Raw genomic sequence first — 16847 nt, 5'->3', positions numbered from 1 at the left:
GGGCGTGCGGTGTGTGAGCAGGCGTTTTATGCTGCCTGCTGCTCAGCATGGCAGTTTAATGCGCACCCGTCCCTGTCTGTGGCTGCCGCGCGCCTTGAGTACCTGCACGTCCATGTTGCGATATCCGGCTTCGCTGACGGGCGCACTGCTCAATTGCAACTGCAGTGTTGACGGTGAATGTGCTGCCGGTCGCTGATGAAACAGGATGCCCAGGGTGTTGCCTTCGCGTGCGGCCAGTTGCAGGCGGCGGATAACGCGGGCACTGAGCCAGTTCTGCCAGGCCAGTACCAGGCCGCATTCCTGCGACTGCAGGGCCTTTTCAATGCTCCACAGGGCCTGGTTGCAGCTGGTCTGCGCCGGTACCACAAAACTGTTGCGGGTATTGACGCCCATCTGGACCAGCGCCGGGCCGTGCAGCGGATAAGGTGGTGCGATCCAGAGAATGGAGGATTTTTGTTGGCTGCGTGCCTGTAACAGAGGTGCCAGCAGCTGTAATTCACCGATGCCAGCCTGCTTGTTGACCACCTCGATAAGCCCGGACTGTGGCCATGCTCCCCAGGGCAACAGTGCGTCCAGTTCGGCATGACCGGTGCTTTGGCCCGCGCCACTGGTGCTGTCGGCAGCAAACGGGGCGGGGTCGGCAGTAAAAAGATCATCAGCAAAAAGGCCGCCGGTAAAAAAATCATCCTTTTGCCGCTGGCTGGTGCTGGCGGTGATCCGGGAAGCGGGGCTTTGTTGATGGCTGCCGCGCCACAGGCCCTGCGTTTGCTGCAGCAACTGGTCGATCTTGGCACTCTCGCTATTCTCGCCATTCTCGCCGCTCACACTAACCTGGCCAGGCGTGTGCTGCGGCGTGGTCGTTGTTGTACCTGTGGGTGCGTTTGTGTTCATGCCTGTGCTCCGGTGCCGTGATGTTGTCGGGCGTCGTGTAGCTGTAAATATATACAGTATATTTATTTCAGGCAAGTGCCGATACAGAGATTAAGGCATGGTTTGATAAAAAAACTTGTAAAATTTTTGCAATGAATGATTGTCAAGCCCCTGCTATTGTATTAGTCTTCAGCATGTTAGCAGGGTTATCTTGATAGTTTATTAGATGACAGGCTTAATTAACTGGAAAATGGAATAATTAAATAATCAGATATTTAACAGTAGCGGACATCTCATGAAACGCAAACCAGATATGCTAATGGTCGTTGTTGTTCTGTTTGGACTCAGTGTCCTGGTCAGTGGTGTAGCGCAAAGCGGGTTGCTATAAACCGATATCTTACAAGGACTTAAGGTTTCGTATTGGTTTGTAGCGCCGAGGCGTTGCCAGCGCATCAAGCGGAACATCCCAGGCGGAAGGCGTGATCCCTTCTGCCACTTTCTGACATTCGTGACCAAGCCCGACCAGCACAGGTTGGCCATGTTTGCCGTGCATGAATGAAAAAGCCCGGTCATAGAACCCCTTGCCCATACCGATACGATTGCCCGCCTCATCAAACCCTACCAATGGCATCAGCACCAGGTGCAGCTGACGCGGCGACAATATGTCTTTCAGGCATAGCTTCGGTTCCGGAATACCCCAGCGGTTGCGCGTCAGCCGGTCGTCAGGTCTGACCCGGACAAACAGCATGTGCTCAGGCTTGAAAGGATGCAGCACAGGCAGGTAACAGGCTTTGCCTTGCCGCCAGGCATGCCGCAATGCCGGTGCCGGGTCGATTTCCCCGGCCACAGCCTGATAGAAGGCGATCCTGCGCGCGCATTGCCAGGCTGGTGCATGCAGCAGTTGCCGGGCAAGGCTGCGAGCCGCATTGCGCTGTTGACTGAAGGAAAGCTGCCGACGTATCCGCCGCAGACGCTGGCGCAGGGCTTTGCGTGTGGCAGGTGTTGGGATGGGGTCCGGCGATGAAGGTTTCATGCGTTATCAGGCATGTTGATGGGAAGGCTGCAGCAAGTGGAAGCCACCCAGAGTACCGCTGCCGAAATAGTCCTGAACCCACAGGTTCAGGTGGTGGCTCCAGCGATGTATCAGGCTTTCCGTCGTGCGGACATGCTCAACAACATCATTGCGAAGAGCCTCCGGAGTAACAGATATCGGCTCAAGAACATTTTCAGCTGGCCTGTACTCCAGGTGACTATGAATCGAGTATATAGAAGTTATTTTGGGGTATCGAGTAAAAGCGAGAACTTTTTTGTAACAGCGCGCTCTGTTAGAGCAGAAGGCCGCAACGGTGCGGCTTACAGCTCGATCTGCCGCGCGTTATGCAATGCACGTTCAATTTTGTCTTCCAGGTATTTGATCTGCTGCGCCGAGCTGTGGCGTGATTCATTGATCTGGCGGTTCTTCTGCAGCAGTTCATGAGTGATATTCAATGCTGCCATCACGGAAATTTTTTCCAGGCCATGAATTGTGCCGCGGGCCTTGATTTTACGCATGTTTTCATCAAGATAACGCGCCGATTTGAGCAATGCATCCTGTTCTGAAGGCGGGCAGCTGATCTGGTATTCGCGATCAAGGATTTTCACCACGACCGTGCTGGCTTCTTCCTGGGGGTTGTTCATAAATTTTCACACTCAGGCGCTTTGCGACTGTTCCATGGATCTCAGACGGCTGAGGACCGATTCCAGGCGGCTTTTGGCCTGGCGGTTGTTCTCCAGTAGTTGCTGGCGTTCCGTTTGCCAGTTATGCTGACTGGCCCGCAGCAGCTGGTTTTCCTGCTTCATAGCTGCGCACAATGCCACCAGGGCATCGATTTTTTCATCAAGGGTGTTGAATTGATCGTCATTCATATCGATTACAGAGGCAGGAGTCTAGCCAGCCGGTTCCGTTACTGGACCCTTACTATAGAGAGCTGGCTGTGGGCGGTCAATAACACGAGGCACAATCTCAGGAAAATCTATGGCAAAACCTAAATCACAGCGCCCGGACAAGGCTGCTGGTGTCGCCGGCGCCGATAAATACCTGCAGGCGAAAAAGCGTCGCCGGGCTCTGATGGGCAAAATCGGCAAAAAAAGCATCGCCCTGCTCTCTGCAGCGCCGCAGCGCACCCGCAGCAATGACACCGAATACCCGTACCGGCAGGACAGCGATTTTTATTACCTGACCGGTTTTACCGAAGACAACGCAGTACTGGCGCTGATTCCCGGACGCAAACAGGGCGAAGTCGTGCTGTTTTGTCAGCCCAAAGACAAAACCAAAGAGCTGTGGACCGGCATCCTGACCGGGCCTGAGCAGGCCAGAACACGTCTGTTGCTGGACGAGGCGTATCCCATCAGTATGATAGATGACATTCTGCCGGGCCTGATGGATGGTTGCGAGCGCGTGTACTACTGCATGGAGCGGGAGCCGACCTTTGATCAACGCGTCAGCGGCTGGGTAAAAAATATTCGTAGCCGCACCCGCATGGGCGCCAAAGCGCCGCATGAATTTGTTTTGCTGGATCCGTTGCTGCATGAGATGCGATTGTTCAAGAGCAAAAGCGAAATCGCGCTGATGCAGACGGCTGCCGATATCTCTGCGCGCGCCCATAAACGCGCCATGCTGGCTGCGCGTGAGGGTCGTCATGAATACCACCTGGAAGCCGAACTGGTGCATGAGTTCATGATGTCGGGTAGTCGCGCGCCCGCCTACAACAGCATTGTGGCTGCTGGCGCCAACGCCTGCATCCTGCATTACATTGAGAACCGTGACCCTCTGCGTGACGGAGATCTGGTGCTGATTGATGCCGGCTGCGAATACGACTATTACGCTGCCGACATCACCCGCACGTTTCCGGTCAGCGGCCATTTCAGCGCCGAACAAAAAGCGTTGTACGGCATCGTCCTTAAGGCCCAACTGGAAGCGATCGCCGTCACCCGCCCCGGCGTGCCCTGGGATGAGCCTCATCATGTCACAGTGCGGATCATCACCCATGGCCTGGTCGAGCTGGGATTGCTGAAAGGGGATCCGGACAAATTAATCGAAACCGGCGCCTATCGCGATTTCTACATGCACCGTGCGGGTCACTGGCTGGGTATTGACGTGCATGATGCCGGCAGTTACCTGTGCAACGACAAACCCCGCCGACTGGAACCGGGCATGGTGATGACGGTGGAGCCGGGCATTTATGTGTCGCCTGACAATAAAAAGGTTGCCAAAAAATGGCGTGGTATCGGTATCCGTATCGAAGACGATGTGCTGGTCACCAAAACCGGCAATAAGGTGCTGTCCGATGGTGTACCCAAGACCACGGAAGCAATTGAAACCCTGATGGCCCGGCGCGTTTGATGAGCCGGGCTGTAGCAGCAAGAGCAACCCACAGACATCATGACTGACAACAAATTAAGCGCGGAATACGACATCGTTATTGCCGGTGGCGGCCTGGTCGGTGGCAGTTTTGCACTGTTGCTTGAACGCCTGGCCGGAGGCAGCGCTCTGCGTGTTCTGTTGCTCGACGCCGCCCCGGTACAAAACCCGGAAAACAACGCTGGGGCTGCTGATTTTGATGCGCGCAGTACGGCGCTGTCCTGGGGCAGTCGCCTGATCTACGAGCAGGCAGGTTTGTGGCCGGCGCTGGCCAGCGATGTCACCGCGATTCGTGATATCCATGTGTCGGATCGCGGCCATTTTGGCGCGACCCGATTGCACAGCGAGCAGATGGGCGTGGATGCCCTGGGTTATGTGGCAGAGAATCGTCACCTGGGGCGTGTCCTGCAACAGGCCCTGCGCGACAGCAAGCAGCTGACCGTTTGCGCGCCTGCCAGTGTCGAGCATGTGCAGCCACTCAGCGATGGTGCCATGTTAACGATTAAAGGCGCCAGCCTGGAAAAAATAAAGACCCGCCTGCTGGTACTGGCTGACGGTGGCCGTTCCGGCTTGTGCCAACAGCTGGGGATTGCAGTACAACAAAAGCACTATGGGCAGCAGGCATTGATCTGCAATATTGCATTTGCCAATGATCATCAGGGGCAGGCTTTTGAGCGCTTTACCGACACCGGGCCACTGGCGGTGCTGCCGCTGGCCGACCATCGTACCGGGCGCGAACGCCAGCATCGCGGCGCCCTGGTTTGGACGCTGGCTGATACTAACAACATAAACGCCAAGGGTGAGCAGGAACAGTACAGTGCAGAGCGTATCATGGCATTGCCGGACGCTGAGTTCATTGACGCCCTGCAGCAACGCTTTGGCTGGCGGCTGGGCCGGATCACGCAGGCAGGCGCCAGGTCACTTTTCCCATTGAGTCTGACCGTGGCAAGAGAACAGATTCGTCCCGGCATTGTTCTGCTGGGCAACTCTGCCCACACCCTGCATCCGGTTGCCGGCCAGGGTCTGAATCTGGCCTTGCGTGATGCGCGCGCACTGGCCGGGTTGATTGTGACCGCACACAAGGGTGATCGGAGCCCGGGTTCAATGGAAGTGTTGCAGGCATTTCTGGCGGCGCAGTCGGGCGACCAGAGCAAAACCATTGCCTTCAGCGACCTGACGACCCGCCTGTTCTCCAACTCGCAGCCAGCACTGGCGATGGGGCGCAACCTGGGTTTGCTGATGATGGACCTGATGCCGCCGGCCAAAGGCTGGTTTGCCCGTCAGGCCATGGGCATGGCCGACCGGCGTTCGGCTCGCCTGTAAACAGCGGTCAATTCGTTGTCATCAATCCGCGTATTGTTTCCACGCGCTCGCGGTTCACGCCCAGGTCGCTGTGGCCCAGCCGCGACGCCGAGCGTACGTGTACCTGACCAGAGGCCGGGTCGGCGAGAAATTCAACATCATCTATAAAACCCATCAGACGGCTGGTGAACTCAGCGTGAATATAATTGTTCTCCTGCGTTACGATGACTGCTCGCGGCATCTCTTCAAGCGCTGCTCGCACGGCGGCAAGGTTACCCGTCAAAGGCGCAATGGCATGGCTCTCGCGTTGCTCGAAACTGCTCACGCAATTGGGTGAATCCGGGCAGGCAGCCAGTTGACCATCCTGTACGCCCAATGTTGTCGGTCGGTCACCGGCACAGGAAATAAGCGTCAGTAGTCCCACAATCATTAACCCTCGTAAAGTGATTCGGATTTTCTGTTGCATGGTTGTTGTCCTGAAAGTTAGTCAAAAGATCTGATAGTCAACCGGTAACGGCCAGGCTCAGTGATTCAGCGATCATGGCCGGTTTGTCCTGGTTCTCAATTTCCACGGTGACCTGATGCTTGATCAGGTACTGCCCGGGATTTTTTTCAGTAATGCTGTGCATGACAAAGCGGGCACGGATACGCGAACCGACGCGCACCGGATTCAGAAAGCGCACCTTGTCCAGACCATAGTTGATGGTAATTTTGGTGCCTGCCAGGCGTACAGTGCCGGCCTCGGCGCCCAGCATGCTGAGCAAGGACAGGGTCAGGTAACCGTGAGCGATGGTGCCGCCGAAGGGCGTTTCCACTTTGGCACGTTCCTCATCCAGGTGAATGAATTGATGATCACCGGTAGTGTCGGCAAACTGATTGACCTGTTCCTGGCTGATGGTGTGCCACTGGCTGATGCCGGTTTCCGTGCCGATCAGGGCTTGCGCCGCATCGACGGTCATTTCTGCTGTCATGGATGATAAACTCCTGCTATCAAGGCTGATTCGATACCGTTAAGATAAGCCGTAATATAGACGATGCAGCCAAAGACAGATAGGGCGAATACGGCAAAACAAGGTGGACAGGGCGATTGCGCATGAATGACTATGATGTAGTGATAGTGGGTGCCGGTATCACCGGTGCGGCCATGGCGCTGGCGCTGGCTGACAGCGGGCTGCGACTTGCCCTGATTGACAGTAAACCCTTGCAGGGTCTGCAGGACACGCCAGTCAACGATATTGCCGACTATGATGCCCGGGTCAGTGCCATGACCGCCGCCTCGCAGCGTCTGCTGGAAAGTCTGGGTGTGTGGCAGGCCATGCCGGCGGATCGCCTGTGCGCCTATACCCGCATGCACGTACATGAGGCCGATGGTACTGCCAGTATCGATTTTGCCGCCCACGATATCCATGCCCCTGAACTGGGTCATATCGTTGAAAACAGTGTATTGACTGGCGCCCTGCATGATGGCCTGCAGCGGCTGGCGCACGGGAGCGATAACAAAACTGAGCTGACCATACTGGCACCGGCAACACTGGACGCCTACCGCCATGATCCGGGTGTCGGCGCACAACTGACTCTGGCCGATGGCCAGCACATCACCGCCAGCCTGCTGATTGCCGCTGATGGCGCCAATTCACCGTTGCGCGCCATGGCCGGGTTCGACACTCGCGAATGGGATTATGAACACCAGGCCATTGTCACCAGCATCAAAACCCGTGATGCGCATCAAGCCACGGCGCGGCAGTGTTTCATGGACGCAGGGGTACTGGCATTTCTGCCGCTGGCATCGTCTGAATCAGCCGAGGATGCCGAACACTATTGTTCCATTGTCTGGTCCTTGCTGCCCGACAAGGCCGCCGAGCTGATGGCCATGGACGATGCTGCCTTCTGTCAGGCCCTGACCCGGGCCAGCGAGCACTGGCTGGGACCGATCAGCGACTGCGCGCAGCGCTACAGCTTTCCGCTGCGCCAACGCCATGCCCGCGATTATTTCCGCGACGCCGTGGTGCTGGTGGGCGATGCGGCGCACAGCATTCATCCACTGGCCGGTCAGGGCGCCAACCTGGGTCTGCTGGACGTGCAGGCGCTGGCCGGGGAGCTGATGCGCGCCGTCCAGGTCGGACGCCAGTTGACGGATCCCATGGTTCTGCGCCGTTACCAGCGCCGCCGCAAACCCCATAATCTGGCGATGATGGCCATGATGGAAGGCTTCAAGCGGCTCTACGCCGATCAGCCGCTGGCCGTGCGCTGGCTGCGTAACACCGGCATGCGTGCAGTCGACGGGTGGCCGTTGTTGAAGAACCGATTGATGCGTGAGGCCATGGGTTAACAGGCCGTTAAAGCTTTCCCCGGCGCGGACGACACAATGAGTATGCCATTTAGTCTGCCAACTCGTTTACAGGGGTCTGCCGGGAAAGTCATGAGTCACGATACCAGCCAAGATATGATCTGGCCGTTTGACGTGGACCTTAGCGCGTTGGATACCGGCAGTATCACCAACATCATCCTCGATATTGAAAATCACCTGCCCCTGCTCAAATCAGAGGGTGACATGAAGGAATTGTTGCGCGTCAAAAAGCTCTTTGAAGAAGAGTTGATGGAATCGCGCCGCCTGCATTGAGTCTTTACCCTGCAACTGTTCGAGAGCGTGTCGGGTATTTGCCCGGGGAGCTGGGCGGGTTAAGCCAGAATCACTTGTGGGAGTCGGTGTTGTTGCCGGTATCGCACACCAAACTCATCCCAGCCAGTCTGACGTGCGGCCTCACTGAATTGTCTGCATGACGCTTCATAGCTGGACCAAACCCCACCCCCGATGTCACCCCGTTAATACAGGCCATAGACCCTTGTCGCCTTCCAGTTATCGCGATTTTGCCCTATGCTAGGCGAGTAGATATCAGGGCAGGCCTACATGCCTGCCTACTCAACAGGTGATTCCCATGCAGTTCCAGAACTACATCGACATTACACCCGGTAAGCGCAGTGGAAAGCCCTGCGTTAAAGGCACGCGTATTACCGTTTATGACGTGCTGGGCTGGTTATCCCAAGGTATGAGCTCTCAGGACGTGATGGAAGATTATCCCGAACTCAGCGTTGAACAGATTCAGGCCTGCCTGGCTTATGCTGCTGAACGAGAGCATCACTCCCTGATAATCAACGCAGCATGAAGCTCCTGCTGGACCAGACCCTATCCCGCCGAATGGTAATCCCCACCTTATGCAAAGAGTACCTCGGCCCAGTCTACTGATGGAGTCGACTCACCCAAATTCTATTGAGAATCCACCCGTCGCCCTTCAGCTTTTGTCCAGCGCAGAATATATGAAATCCGCTCACCTCTATCATCCGGGTCAGTCCCCTCCGTAAGTTTCAGCCCTCTAAACAGGAAAATGATTCTTATCTCATCATAGTCGGCAACGGCTTCATAGTGCGCCAAATCGTCGACCGCGCTATTTATGGACACTTCCCAAACAGCATTTTTTCCTGACTCTATCTCAATTATTTCTGATTCACCAATGTCAAGTATGGGAAGATCGTAAGACGCTGTAATTGCGAATACTTTGGGGTCTTGTCGAATATTTACAAGCCTGGTTAGGCTCTCCTTTGATGGCATGGACAATTTCAGAGTTTCGTGCGAAGTGTTCGTTAGAATCACCTTAACGATGCGAGCGATATTATCGCTGTCGAAACCAAACTCGGCTCTGAACGCAATCATTCTTTGTTCATCGGCTGATTCAACATACTCCCAAGTCAATTCCGTATCCCGCTCGTTGGCTACAATCGCATTGCAGCCCAAGAACATGATGGTGGCTAAAGAATATATTGGGCTCCTAAACATGAATATCTCTTTTGCTTAAAACAGTAATCAGCCGACAATCCTACATATTGGCCCGCCAGGTTATGCTAAACACATCACCGCTAGCGTCAGAGTGTTCGGAGGATTCAGCTCCAGCTTCGTAAAACAGGTCTGCTCGGACACTCAATCTGCTGTAGTTATCCTGATCTATGAAAGCCTGAAATTCGTCGATAAGTTATTCAAAAGTATATCGCCATGATATGGCTTCGCCTGGCGCAAGAATCTGAGATTCAGCAACCGCCTGTACTTCGCCAGGTGCCAATCTGGGGGTGTCAATACGCGGCAATTTTTCTTTTGCTTCCAATTAACCTCGCTTTGTCGTAGTGACGCATTCGAAAGCAAGTGCGTACGACTGACATATCCCCGGCACCCCCACCCCCTTGTGTATTAATTCAGGTTCAGGTTATCCAGCGCCGTCTCCAGCGCCTTCATTTCGTCACCCCAGTGCAGCGATTCCGGATTCGTTGGAAGTCTTAGCTTGCCATTAAAATTACGGAAACCCATCAAATAACTTTCATTGGGTAGAATAACCGCACCATTGTCAGGGAAGGATTCCCCGTGAATTGCTGTACCTGGGCCAATATTAGTAACGCCATGCTTTTCTCTCTGCCTTGAGTGTCTCTTTCCGGGCATTGCCAATAGGTCGCTATTGACAAGCACTGTGACATTGGTCTCTGATGCGCTCTGCTCCAACGTTTTGTACCACTTAATTACCTTTAGCTCTAGCTCAATCAACCTGGACTCCAAAACAGGGCTATCAAAATCAGGATCTCTAATTGCCAGAACTTGCGCACTAAGCAGTGCATCGTGATTACTAACAATCGCTCTTGCAATTGTTTCTTGGGAAATTTGAATGGGGTGAACAACTCCATTTTCATCAACTACGCTTGTTTCGAATGCCCCCGGTTGACCATACACATGGATGCTAAAAAAGATGTTCAAAACAAACAATATAGGTGCAATAAAGAACTTCGACATGGTTTTCTCCATCAGATTTCTATGGGCTAGGGTATGTATTTGAGGGGCTGCATTGTAAACCATCGACACCACACTCTAGTTCAACGGTAGGGTCGCCGTCATTCTCACAAAATGGTATCCATCTACTTTGGCCCGCGTGATCCAAATGATCTTGCTGGCGACTGATTTCGCTCTGTAGTTCGGAGTTAGTTTCTGCTACATACTGATCTTTTACTAGATTACACGATTGCAAATCATCATGTAAGCTACCAAGTTCTCCATTTGATTTTGCTGCATTGATGACATTTACGAGGGCATCAGCATGGACGATCTCGTGTGTTTGAGTTCTCGATATGTTAGGTGCACTTCTAGGGTTGGCGCTACAGGAATCTCCACTGTTTGCTATGTCCGGCAGCATTGTCGCGACGCGAACGTAAGATTCGAAGCTATCGACCGATATATCCCCCTCCATTCGATACTTGTAACTTCCATTCACACAAATTTGGTTGCAAGCCAGGGCTGAATAGTCAGCATCAATTCGCGTACTACCCCACGAGGCACCGCTATTTACATATGGAACCTGGGAGATTCCAGGTATTGATGCCGGTCCTGGAGACACAAAAGCAGGGTCATCAGGTCCACATTCGTTCACGGTTAACAAAGAACCTGTGATCGACTCGCCCCACAGATTTTCACACTCCAAGGTGTAAGTACGCGAGTCACTCAACGCGGCCGTAAAATTATGAACACCGCTTGTCGCTATAGGTGCGCCGTCGAATAAACAGGCCGTCGCGTTCTGAGAACCCCATGTAATTGTTACCGAATCTCCGACTGTTACGGTAGCAGGGTTGATGTCAACAAAAACATTTGTTGGCGGTTCAAACAGAAAGGAGCCACTACAACTTGATGCAGGCAGAGAGCCGGGATTAAAGTACTCGCCTACCTTATTTCCCATCAACCCTTGGGACGAAACTGTGTAAGTAGTTCCTGTTGTCACAGGTGCAGCATGGCCGAAGTAGCCGCCACTCGGACTAACGAGCCAGTGCGTGAGGGCGGGTGGGTAGATGGCCGGCGTCAGACTTGTGCTGATTTCGATAGCGTTGTGAGAGAACGTATCGGCAGAAGAATAATGAGCATCAGCATACAAAAATGGCGTACCGCCAGATTCGTACCAGCTGCAGACACTATACAAGGCCATTGCTTTGCTTGGTGCAAACAAGGCTGCCTGGCTTAGTAGTAGCATAAGAAAAAAAGAGAACCTGAATTTTATCGATTTTTTCATCTTGTTATCCTCTAAGTGTGCATTCAAGACACCTAAATCCTTAGCAAGAATATTCTTGAATAGCGGCGCAGCTGATAGAGATTCCTGACGCTTGCCAGCTTTGAATTAATTGACAGTTAATGTTGCGCTTGCGGACGAAGAGCCCCAGTTATTACTGCACTGGAGTACATAACTTCGTGAATCGCTTAGCGCTGCCAAAAAGTTGTGAGTACCACCGGTCGCAATTGGCGCACCATCGAATAGACACGAGTCTGCATCCTGCGAACTCCAGGTGATGGTCACAGGATCGCCGACATTGACTGTAGCCGGACTGATATTTACCGATAGATTTGTTGGTGCATTAAATTGAAAATTGCCAGAACAATCCGTAGCAATAGACGAGTAAAACGTTCCGCCACTCATGTATCCAATGGCACCATATGCAGAGAAGCTGTAGGTTGGTCCCACAGATGCCTCGAGTTGATGGCCCGCAGACCCTCCTGAGGGAGAAACAACCCAATAATCGAGGGCGGAGTCTGAGATCGGCTGAGTCAATTGAGTAAGAATTTGCAATTCGACGCCGGTTGTCGCATCGAGTGACGAATAAGAAACGTCTGAATAAAGCCATGGAGAACCAGCAGATTCGAACCAGGCACATTGCGCGAGCAAAGCGTGGGCTGGCCTGGGGCTAAACATAGCCGAACCGACAATCAAAGTCAGGCAGAGTGATATTGGCACATTTTTAAGTATTTTCATGACGAGTCATCTCCTTATAATTCAGTCTGTAACAGCTCAACGCGTTTCCATGCGATCCCAATTGAGGTGGGCATCTTTTAGAAGTTGAGTTTCATAGTCTGGCTGTGTAGTCGTTCTGAGGCGTTCGCATGACTGTGTGACCACGAACTCAACGTATTCCGGAATCTCATCGCTTAAATTAACGAGATCGACAGTCGACCAAGTCATATTGGAGACGTTAGGAAGATTTTCTACTTCCGCCTCGACTCGGGAGCGCCCTTCTGGTGACAGAGACGACAAAACCTCTGCGTAGTGATTATCGAGATCGATAAGTGGTTGGCGCTCGGACTCGGCGGCAAGGGCGGCCATATTGCTTATTTTGTGTCCGCTACTGCTACGGCTTAGTTCTCGGATTCGAGAGCAATTCGCTTTCATTCTTTCCAAGTTAAGCTTTGCAAATCGATTGTCATTATGATCAGGTAGCGCTTCGATAATAGCCCAGTCGTTAGCACTGAAATCTTCACGAGAATTGTCGACGTTGAGAAGAATCCTCAGGAAAGCTGATCGATACAGATACGAGGATGGAATCTGATGAATACTATCTTCGCTGGTCGCAACGATAGTGTGGTTGGCTACCGCCATCTGTAGCTGATCGGCAGAGTATTTTTCTAACAAGAAGTCAAAAGGATTTTCCGTTGCTAACACTGCACTGGAAGTAAGAGCGAGAATCGACGCTGATATGATATTACGTATAGAAGAGGCGCGTATTTTGCCAACGGACGGAGAGATTTCTGCTTTCATGGTGAACTCCTTTTTCTGTTTCTGGGGTGTGTTTAATTCTCCTCAAAGCTCACGAGGGTATGGCAAGCTTTTATTTTTAATCTTCTGATTAAAGGTGATCTTATTGATCGAACAGAACAGATTGTTACGCAAAAAAAAAATAACAATCAATAGAAAAATCCCATTAATATTCCAGAGTGTGAGCAAGATCACGGTTGGGATTTTTTCGCAGATATTGGATGTTCGGGTGCTATCGCCAGTCTCGAAATGCAGGCCCCGTACCTCACCCACCTTCCAGTTATCGCCAATTTGCCCTATGCTGTTGATTCTCTGGCCACGATTGTCCGCAATGGTGGTGTCTGCCTGTTTGCAATGAATGCATCAGGCCAGGTCGTGTGTGACAACGACGTATCCCAAACAACAACGTAGTGAAGGGGAATCGCAATGAAAAAAGTGACAAGCATATTGGCGGCACTGATGCTGCTGGCGACGTCAGCCTATGCCATTGACGAAGCGCGCCTGACGGCGGCGCTGAATGGCCCTGATCGCGCAGCGGAAGACAAGGCCCGTGATGCGGCCCGCCAGCCCGTGCAGGTGCTCAGCTTCCTGGGCCTGGAAGAAGGCATGACGGCGCTGGATATCATGGCCTCTGGTGGCTGGTACACTGAAGTGCTGTCGCACGCAGTGGGCCCGGAAGGTACCGTGCTGATGCAGAACAGCCCGCGTTCGCTGGGTATGCGCAATACCGAGGAGGCCGTGCAGGCCCGTCTGGCCGGTGACCGCCTGCCCAATGTGCAGCGCGTGGATCGCGACATGAGTGACCTGGGCATTGAGTCCGGTTCGGTGGATTTTGCGCTGACTGCGCTGAACTTCCATGATCTGTACAACAATGATCCGGCTGCGGCCCAGGCCATGTTGCTGGCAGTGAAAGACACGCTGAAGCCGGGCGGCATCCTGGGCATTATTGATCACCGGGGTAATGCCGGCGCGGACAATGCGTCGCTGCACCGTATCACCCAGGAAGAAATCGAGCAGGCGCTGGCCGATGCCGGTTTTGAGAGTGTTGCCAGCAGTGATCTGCTTGCGGCCGAAGACGATCCGCGCACCACGGGACCGTTTGATCCCAGCCTGGGTCGCAACACCGATCGTATTCTGCTGCGCGCCTATAACCCTGGCATGTAAGCAACTGCTGAGACCTGTGCCAGCGCCGCCGCAAACGGCGCTGGCTGGCAGGCCAGCGTTCGCAAGGTGACTTGACCACCCTCATATGCGCTGGTACCATGCGTACATATTTTTGTACATGTACAGGTTTAATATAATGCACAGCATCAGCTATACTGCTGCACGCAGTAACCTCGCCAAAACGATGGCACAAGTTTGCGATGATCATGCGCCGGTTGCCATAACCCGTAAAGGTGAAGGCGCAGTCGTGATGATGTCGATGGATGACTACCAGGCGCTTGAGGAAACTGCATATCTGCTCAGAAGCCCGAAGAACACCCGCAGGCTGATAGAGTCAATTGCCGAGCTTGAAGATGGCAGAGGACAAGAGCGAGAACTCATTGAGTGAAGCTGATTTTCGCAGAAAAGGCATGGGAAGATTATCTGTACTGGCAGAAAACCGATAAAAAGATCCTTAACAGAATCAATACACTCATCAAGGACGTCAAACGTGAGCCGTTTGAGGGCATCGGCAAGCCAGAACCGTTAAAGCATGCTCTGTCCGGATACTGGTCCCGGCGAATCAACGACGAACACCGAATCGTCTACAGAATTCATCAGGATTCACTTCTTATTGTTCAGTTGAGGTACCACTACTGAACCTGACCTTGAAAGACGTACTACTGTGAAAAATACCTTGTCACAGGCAAGGCCGGTCGCCTGGCTCATGCGCTTCGTTTCTGTCTTCCGCTACAGCGGCGTTGCCATTGATATCGTCTGGCGCAGCAGCGCCGGGCTGACCATCGTCATGGCGCTGGTCACCCTGATGGCCGGGGTGTTGCCAGCGGCCATTGCCTGGGTGGGTCAGCTGATTGTGGATGCGGTGGTCACCGCCATTGATAGCGAGGGTGCTGCCCGCGACGCGGCCACTGACGACCTGCTGCGTTATATCCTGTTTGAGCTGGGTCTGGTGGTGCTGATGACAGGGGCGCAGAAGGCCAATACCGTATGCCAGTCGGTACTGCGTGCGCTGCTCGGCAATCAGGTCAACGTCATGATCCTGGAAAAGGCCTTGACGCTTGAGCTGACCAACTTCGAAGACTCCGAATTCTACGATAAACTGGTGCGCGCCCGCCGCGAAGCCTCCAGTCGGCCGTTGAGCCTGGTGATTGCCACCTTTGATCTGTTGCGCGACGGCATCTCGTTGGTCAGCTACGGTTTTCTGCTGTTCCAGTTTTCACCGTGGGCGGTGTTGCTGCTGGGTCTGGCCGGTGTGCCGGCGTTCATGGCCGAGGCCAAATATGCGGGTGAAGCGTTCCGTAACCAGCGTCGGCGATCCTCTGAGCGCCGCATGCAGATCTATCTGGAAATGGTGTTGACCCGCGAAGACGGCGTCAAGGAAGTCAAGTTGATGCAGCTTGGGCGGCTGTTTCTGCAGCGATATGTCGACATCTTCCGTAATATCTACCAAGAAGACCGCAACCTGGTGTTGCGTCGGGGTTTCTGGGGTTATGCGCTGGGGCTGATTGCCAGTGTGGCGTTTTATATCGCTTTTGGCTGGGTAGCATTTGCCGCCGTGGCCGGTGCCATCACGCTGGGTCAGATGACCATGTACATTGCGGTGTTCCGGCAGGGCCAAGGCGCCGTCACCAGTTGCCTGACCTCCATCAACAAAATGTACGAGGACAATCTTTATCTGTCCAATCTCACCGAATACCTGGGCCACAATGTACCGGAAACCACGGGTGACAAGCATGAGGGTTCGTTGCCGGATGACGGTATCCGGTTCGAGAATGTGAGCTTCCATTATCCGGGCACTGCCGCGCCCGCGCTGGACCGGATCAACCTGCATATCAAAGCTGGCGAGAGTCTGGCCATTGTCGGTGAAAACGGTTCCGGCAAAACCACGCTGATCAAGTTGCTGACCCGCCTGTACACGCCCACCGAGGGCCGCATCCTGTTTCAGGGCCTGGATCTGCAGGACTGGGATATTGACGCGTTACGGCAGAAAATTGGTGTTATTTTTCAGGATTTTGCCCGATACCAGCTTAAAGTCGGCGAAAATATCGGTGTAGGTGACGTGGATTATCTGACCGAGCGTCCGTTGATTACTGAGGCGTCGGAAAAAGGCCTGGCGGCGGACTTTATCAAACAGATGCCGGCCGATTACGACACCCAGCTCGGTACCTGGTTCCGTGATGGCAAGGAGCTGTCGGGCGGGCAATGGCAGAAGATCGCCCTGTCACGCGCCTTTATGCGTAGCAAGGCTGAGGTGCTGATCCTGGATGAACCTACTGCCGCCATTGATGCCAAGGCGGAAGCGGACATTTTTGCGCATTTCCGCGAATTGACCGCCAATCGTATCTCCATCATTATTTCCCACAGATTCTCCACGGTCCGCATTGCTGACCACATTATTGTGCTGGATCAAGGCAAAATAACCGAACAGGGTGATCATGACAGCCTGCTTGCCCTGGGGGGGCAATACGCAACCCTGTTCGAGCTGCAGGCCAAAGGTTATCAATAACACC

The 16847-nt window shown here is 53.6% G+C and carries 20 protein-coding genes and 1 other RNA gene; 9 read left to right on the top strand and 12 right to left on the bottom strand.

Features of this window, described 5'->3' with window-relative positions; all coding sequences use genetic code 11:
• Positions 1-42: 42 nt before the first annotated feature.
• The 5 genes from imuA to WD071_RS07460 all read right to left on the bottom strand — a co-directional run bounded on the left by imuA (position 43) and on the right by WD071_RS07460 (position 2775).
• On the bottom strand, positions 43-891 hold the full coding sequence (imuA, locus tag WD071_RS07480; RefSeq protein ID WP_368047730.1) for a translesion DNA synthesis-associated protein ImuA: 849 nt from the start codon (positions 889-891) through the stop codon (positions 43-45).
• A 376-nt stretch (positions 892-1267) separates the two neighbouring features.
• Positions 1268-1903, bottom strand: a complete 636-nt coding sequence (locus WD071_RS07475; RefSeq protein WP_368047729.1) for a 5-formyltetrahydrofolate cyclo-ligase — start codon at positions 1901-1903, stop codon at positions 1268-1270.
• Positions 1904-1943: 40 nt separating this feature from the next.
• A non-coding RNA gene (gene ssrS, locus WD071_RS07470) (6S RNA) lies at positions 1944-2122 on the bottom strand.
• Between the two features lie 101 nt (positions 2123-2223).
• A complete protein-coding gene (locus WD071_RS07465) occupies positions 2224-2547 on the bottom strand; it encodes a cell division protein ZapA (RefSeq protein WP_368047728.1) in 324 nt (107 codons plus the stop codon).
• Between the two features lie 12 nt (positions 2548-2559).
• On the bottom strand, positions 2560-2775 hold the full coding sequence (locus WD071_RS07460; RefSeq protein ID WP_368047727.1) for a TIGR02449 family protein: 216 nt from the start codon (positions 2773-2775) through the stop codon (positions 2560-2562).
• 109 nt (positions 2776-2884) lie between these two features.
• Here WD071_RS07460 and pepP point away from each other — a divergent pair, with 109 nt between their 5' ends.
• Positions 2885-4252, top strand: coding sequence for a Xaa-Pro aminopeptidase (gene pepP, locus WD071_RS07455; protein WP_368047726.1), 1368 nt, complete (start codon positions 2885-2887; stop codon positions 4250-4252).
• Between the two features lie 39 nt (positions 4253-4291).
• Positions 4292-5593, top strand: a complete 1302-nt coding sequence (ubiH, locus tag WD071_RS07450; RefSeq protein ID WP_368047725.1) for a 2-octaprenyl-6-methoxyphenyl hydroxylase — start codon at positions 4292-4294, stop codon at positions 5591-5593.
• 7 nt (positions 5594-5600) lie between these two features.
• Here ubiH and WD071_RS07445 read toward each other — a convergent pair whose 3' ends face one another.
• The gene (locus tag WD071_RS07445) at positions 5601-6038 is read right to left on the bottom strand and encodes a DUF1499 domain-containing protein (protein ID WP_368047724.1); all 438 of its coding nucleotides are present in this window, start codon (positions 6036-6038) and stop codon (positions 5601-5603) included.
• 37 nt (positions 6039-6075) lie between these two features.
• Positions 6076-6543 (bottom strand): MaoC family dehydratase, encoded by a 468-nt coding sequence (locus WD071_RS07440; RefSeq protein WP_368047723.1) that lies wholly within the window; start codon positions 6541-6543, stop codon positions 6076-6078.
• A gap of 122 nt (positions 6544-6665) precedes the next feature.
• On the opposite strand from WD071_RS07440, the gene WD071_RS07435 reads away from it, so the two are divergent.
• The 3 genes from WD071_RS07435 to WD071_RS07425 all read left to right on the top strand — a co-directional run bounded on the left by WD071_RS07435 (position 6666) and on the right by WD071_RS07425 (position 8736).
• Positions 6666-7901 (top strand): FAD-dependent monooxygenase, encoded by a 1236-nt coding sequence (locus WD071_RS07435; protein WP_368047722.1) that lies wholly within the window; start codon positions 6666-6668, stop codon positions 7899-7901.
• Between the two features lie 90 nt (positions 7902-7991).
• Positions 7992-8192 (top strand): hypothetical protein, encoded by a 201-nt coding sequence (locus WD071_RS07430; RefSeq protein ID WP_368047721.1) that lies wholly within the window; start codon positions 7992-7994, stop codon positions 8190-8192.
• A 316-nt stretch (positions 8193-8508) separates the two neighbouring features.
• Positions 8509-8736: a DUF433 domain-containing protein gene (locus WD071_RS07425; RefSeq protein ID WP_368047720.1), complete on the top strand. Its 228-nt coding sequence runs from the start codon at positions 8509-8511 to the stop codon at positions 8734-8736.
• 101 nt (positions 8737-8837) lie between these two features.
• Here WD071_RS07425 and WD071_RS07420 read toward each other — a convergent pair whose 3' ends face one another.
• The 5 genes from WD071_RS07420 to WD071_RS07400 all read right to left on the bottom strand — a co-directional run bounded on the left by WD071_RS07420 (position 8838) and on the right by WD071_RS07400 (position 13176).
• Positions 8838-9404 carry a hypothetical protein gene (locus tag WD071_RS07420; protein ID WP_368047719.1) on the bottom strand — a complete coding sequence of 189 codons (567 nt, stop codon included), beginning with the start codon at positions 9402-9404 and terminating at the stop codon, positions 8838-8840.
• Between the two features lie 405 nt (positions 9405-9809).
• On the bottom strand, positions 9810-10400 hold the full coding sequence (locus WD071_RS07415; RefSeq protein ID WP_368047718.1) for a hypothetical protein: 591 nt from the start codon (positions 10398-10400) through the stop codon (positions 9810-9812).
• 19 nt (positions 10401-10419) lie between these two features.
• The gene (locus tag WD071_RS07410; protein ID WP_368047717.1) at positions 10420-11661 is read right to left on the bottom strand and encodes a hypothetical protein; all 1242 of its coding nucleotides are present in this window, start codon (positions 11659-11661) and stop codon (positions 10420-10422) included.
• Positions 11662-11766: 105 nt separating this feature from the next.
• Positions 11767-12396: a hypothetical protein gene (locus WD071_RS07405; protein WP_368047716.1), complete on the bottom strand. Its 630-nt coding sequence runs from the start codon at positions 12394-12396 to the stop codon at positions 11767-11769.
• Between the two features lie 36 nt (positions 12397-12432).
• Entirely contained in the window at positions 12433-13176 is a 744-nt protein-coding gene (locus WD071_RS07400) for a hypothetical protein (protein ID WP_368047715.1), read from the bottom strand.
• A gap of 423 nt (positions 13177-13599) precedes the next feature.
• On the opposite strand from WD071_RS07400, the gene WD071_RS07395 reads away from it, so the two are divergent.
• The 4 genes from WD071_RS07395 (at position 13600) to WD071_RS07380 (ending at position 16843) form a co-directional block, all read left to right on the top strand.
• Positions 13600-14337: a class I SAM-dependent methyltransferase gene (locus WD071_RS07395; RefSeq protein ID WP_368047714.1), complete on the top strand. Its 738-nt coding sequence runs from the start codon at positions 13600-13602 to the stop codon at positions 14335-14337.
• 136 nt (positions 14338-14473) lie between these two features.
• Positions 14474-14725 carry a type II toxin-antitoxin system Phd/YefM family antitoxin gene (locus tag WD071_RS07390; RefSeq protein WP_368047713.1) on the top strand — a complete coding sequence of 84 codons (252 nt, stop codon included), beginning with the start codon at positions 14474-14476 and terminating at the stop codon, positions 14723-14725.
• Entirely contained in the window at positions 14722-14976 is a 255-nt protein-coding gene (locus WD071_RS07385) for a Txe/YoeB family addiction module toxin (RefSeq protein WP_368047712.1), read from the top strand. Before WD071_RS07390 ends, WD071_RS07385 begins: the two co-directional genes overlap by 4 nt.
• A 67-nt stretch (positions 14977-15043) precedes the next feature.
• Positions 15044-16843, top strand: coding sequence for an ABC transporter ATP-binding protein (locus WD071_RS07380; protein ID WP_368047872.1), 1800 nt, complete (start codon positions 15044-15046; stop codon positions 16841-16843).
• The last annotated feature ends 4 nt before the right edge of the window (positions 16844-16847 follow it).

Origin of the sequence: Pseudohongiella sp., assembly GCF_040877505.1 — a bacterium.
GTDB lineage: Bacteria > Pseudomonadota > Gammaproteobacteria > Pseudomonadales > Pseudohongiellaceae > Pseudohongiella.
Note: the sequence above shows the minus strand (reverse complement) of the source record. Positions and strands in the feature narration are given on the sequence as shown.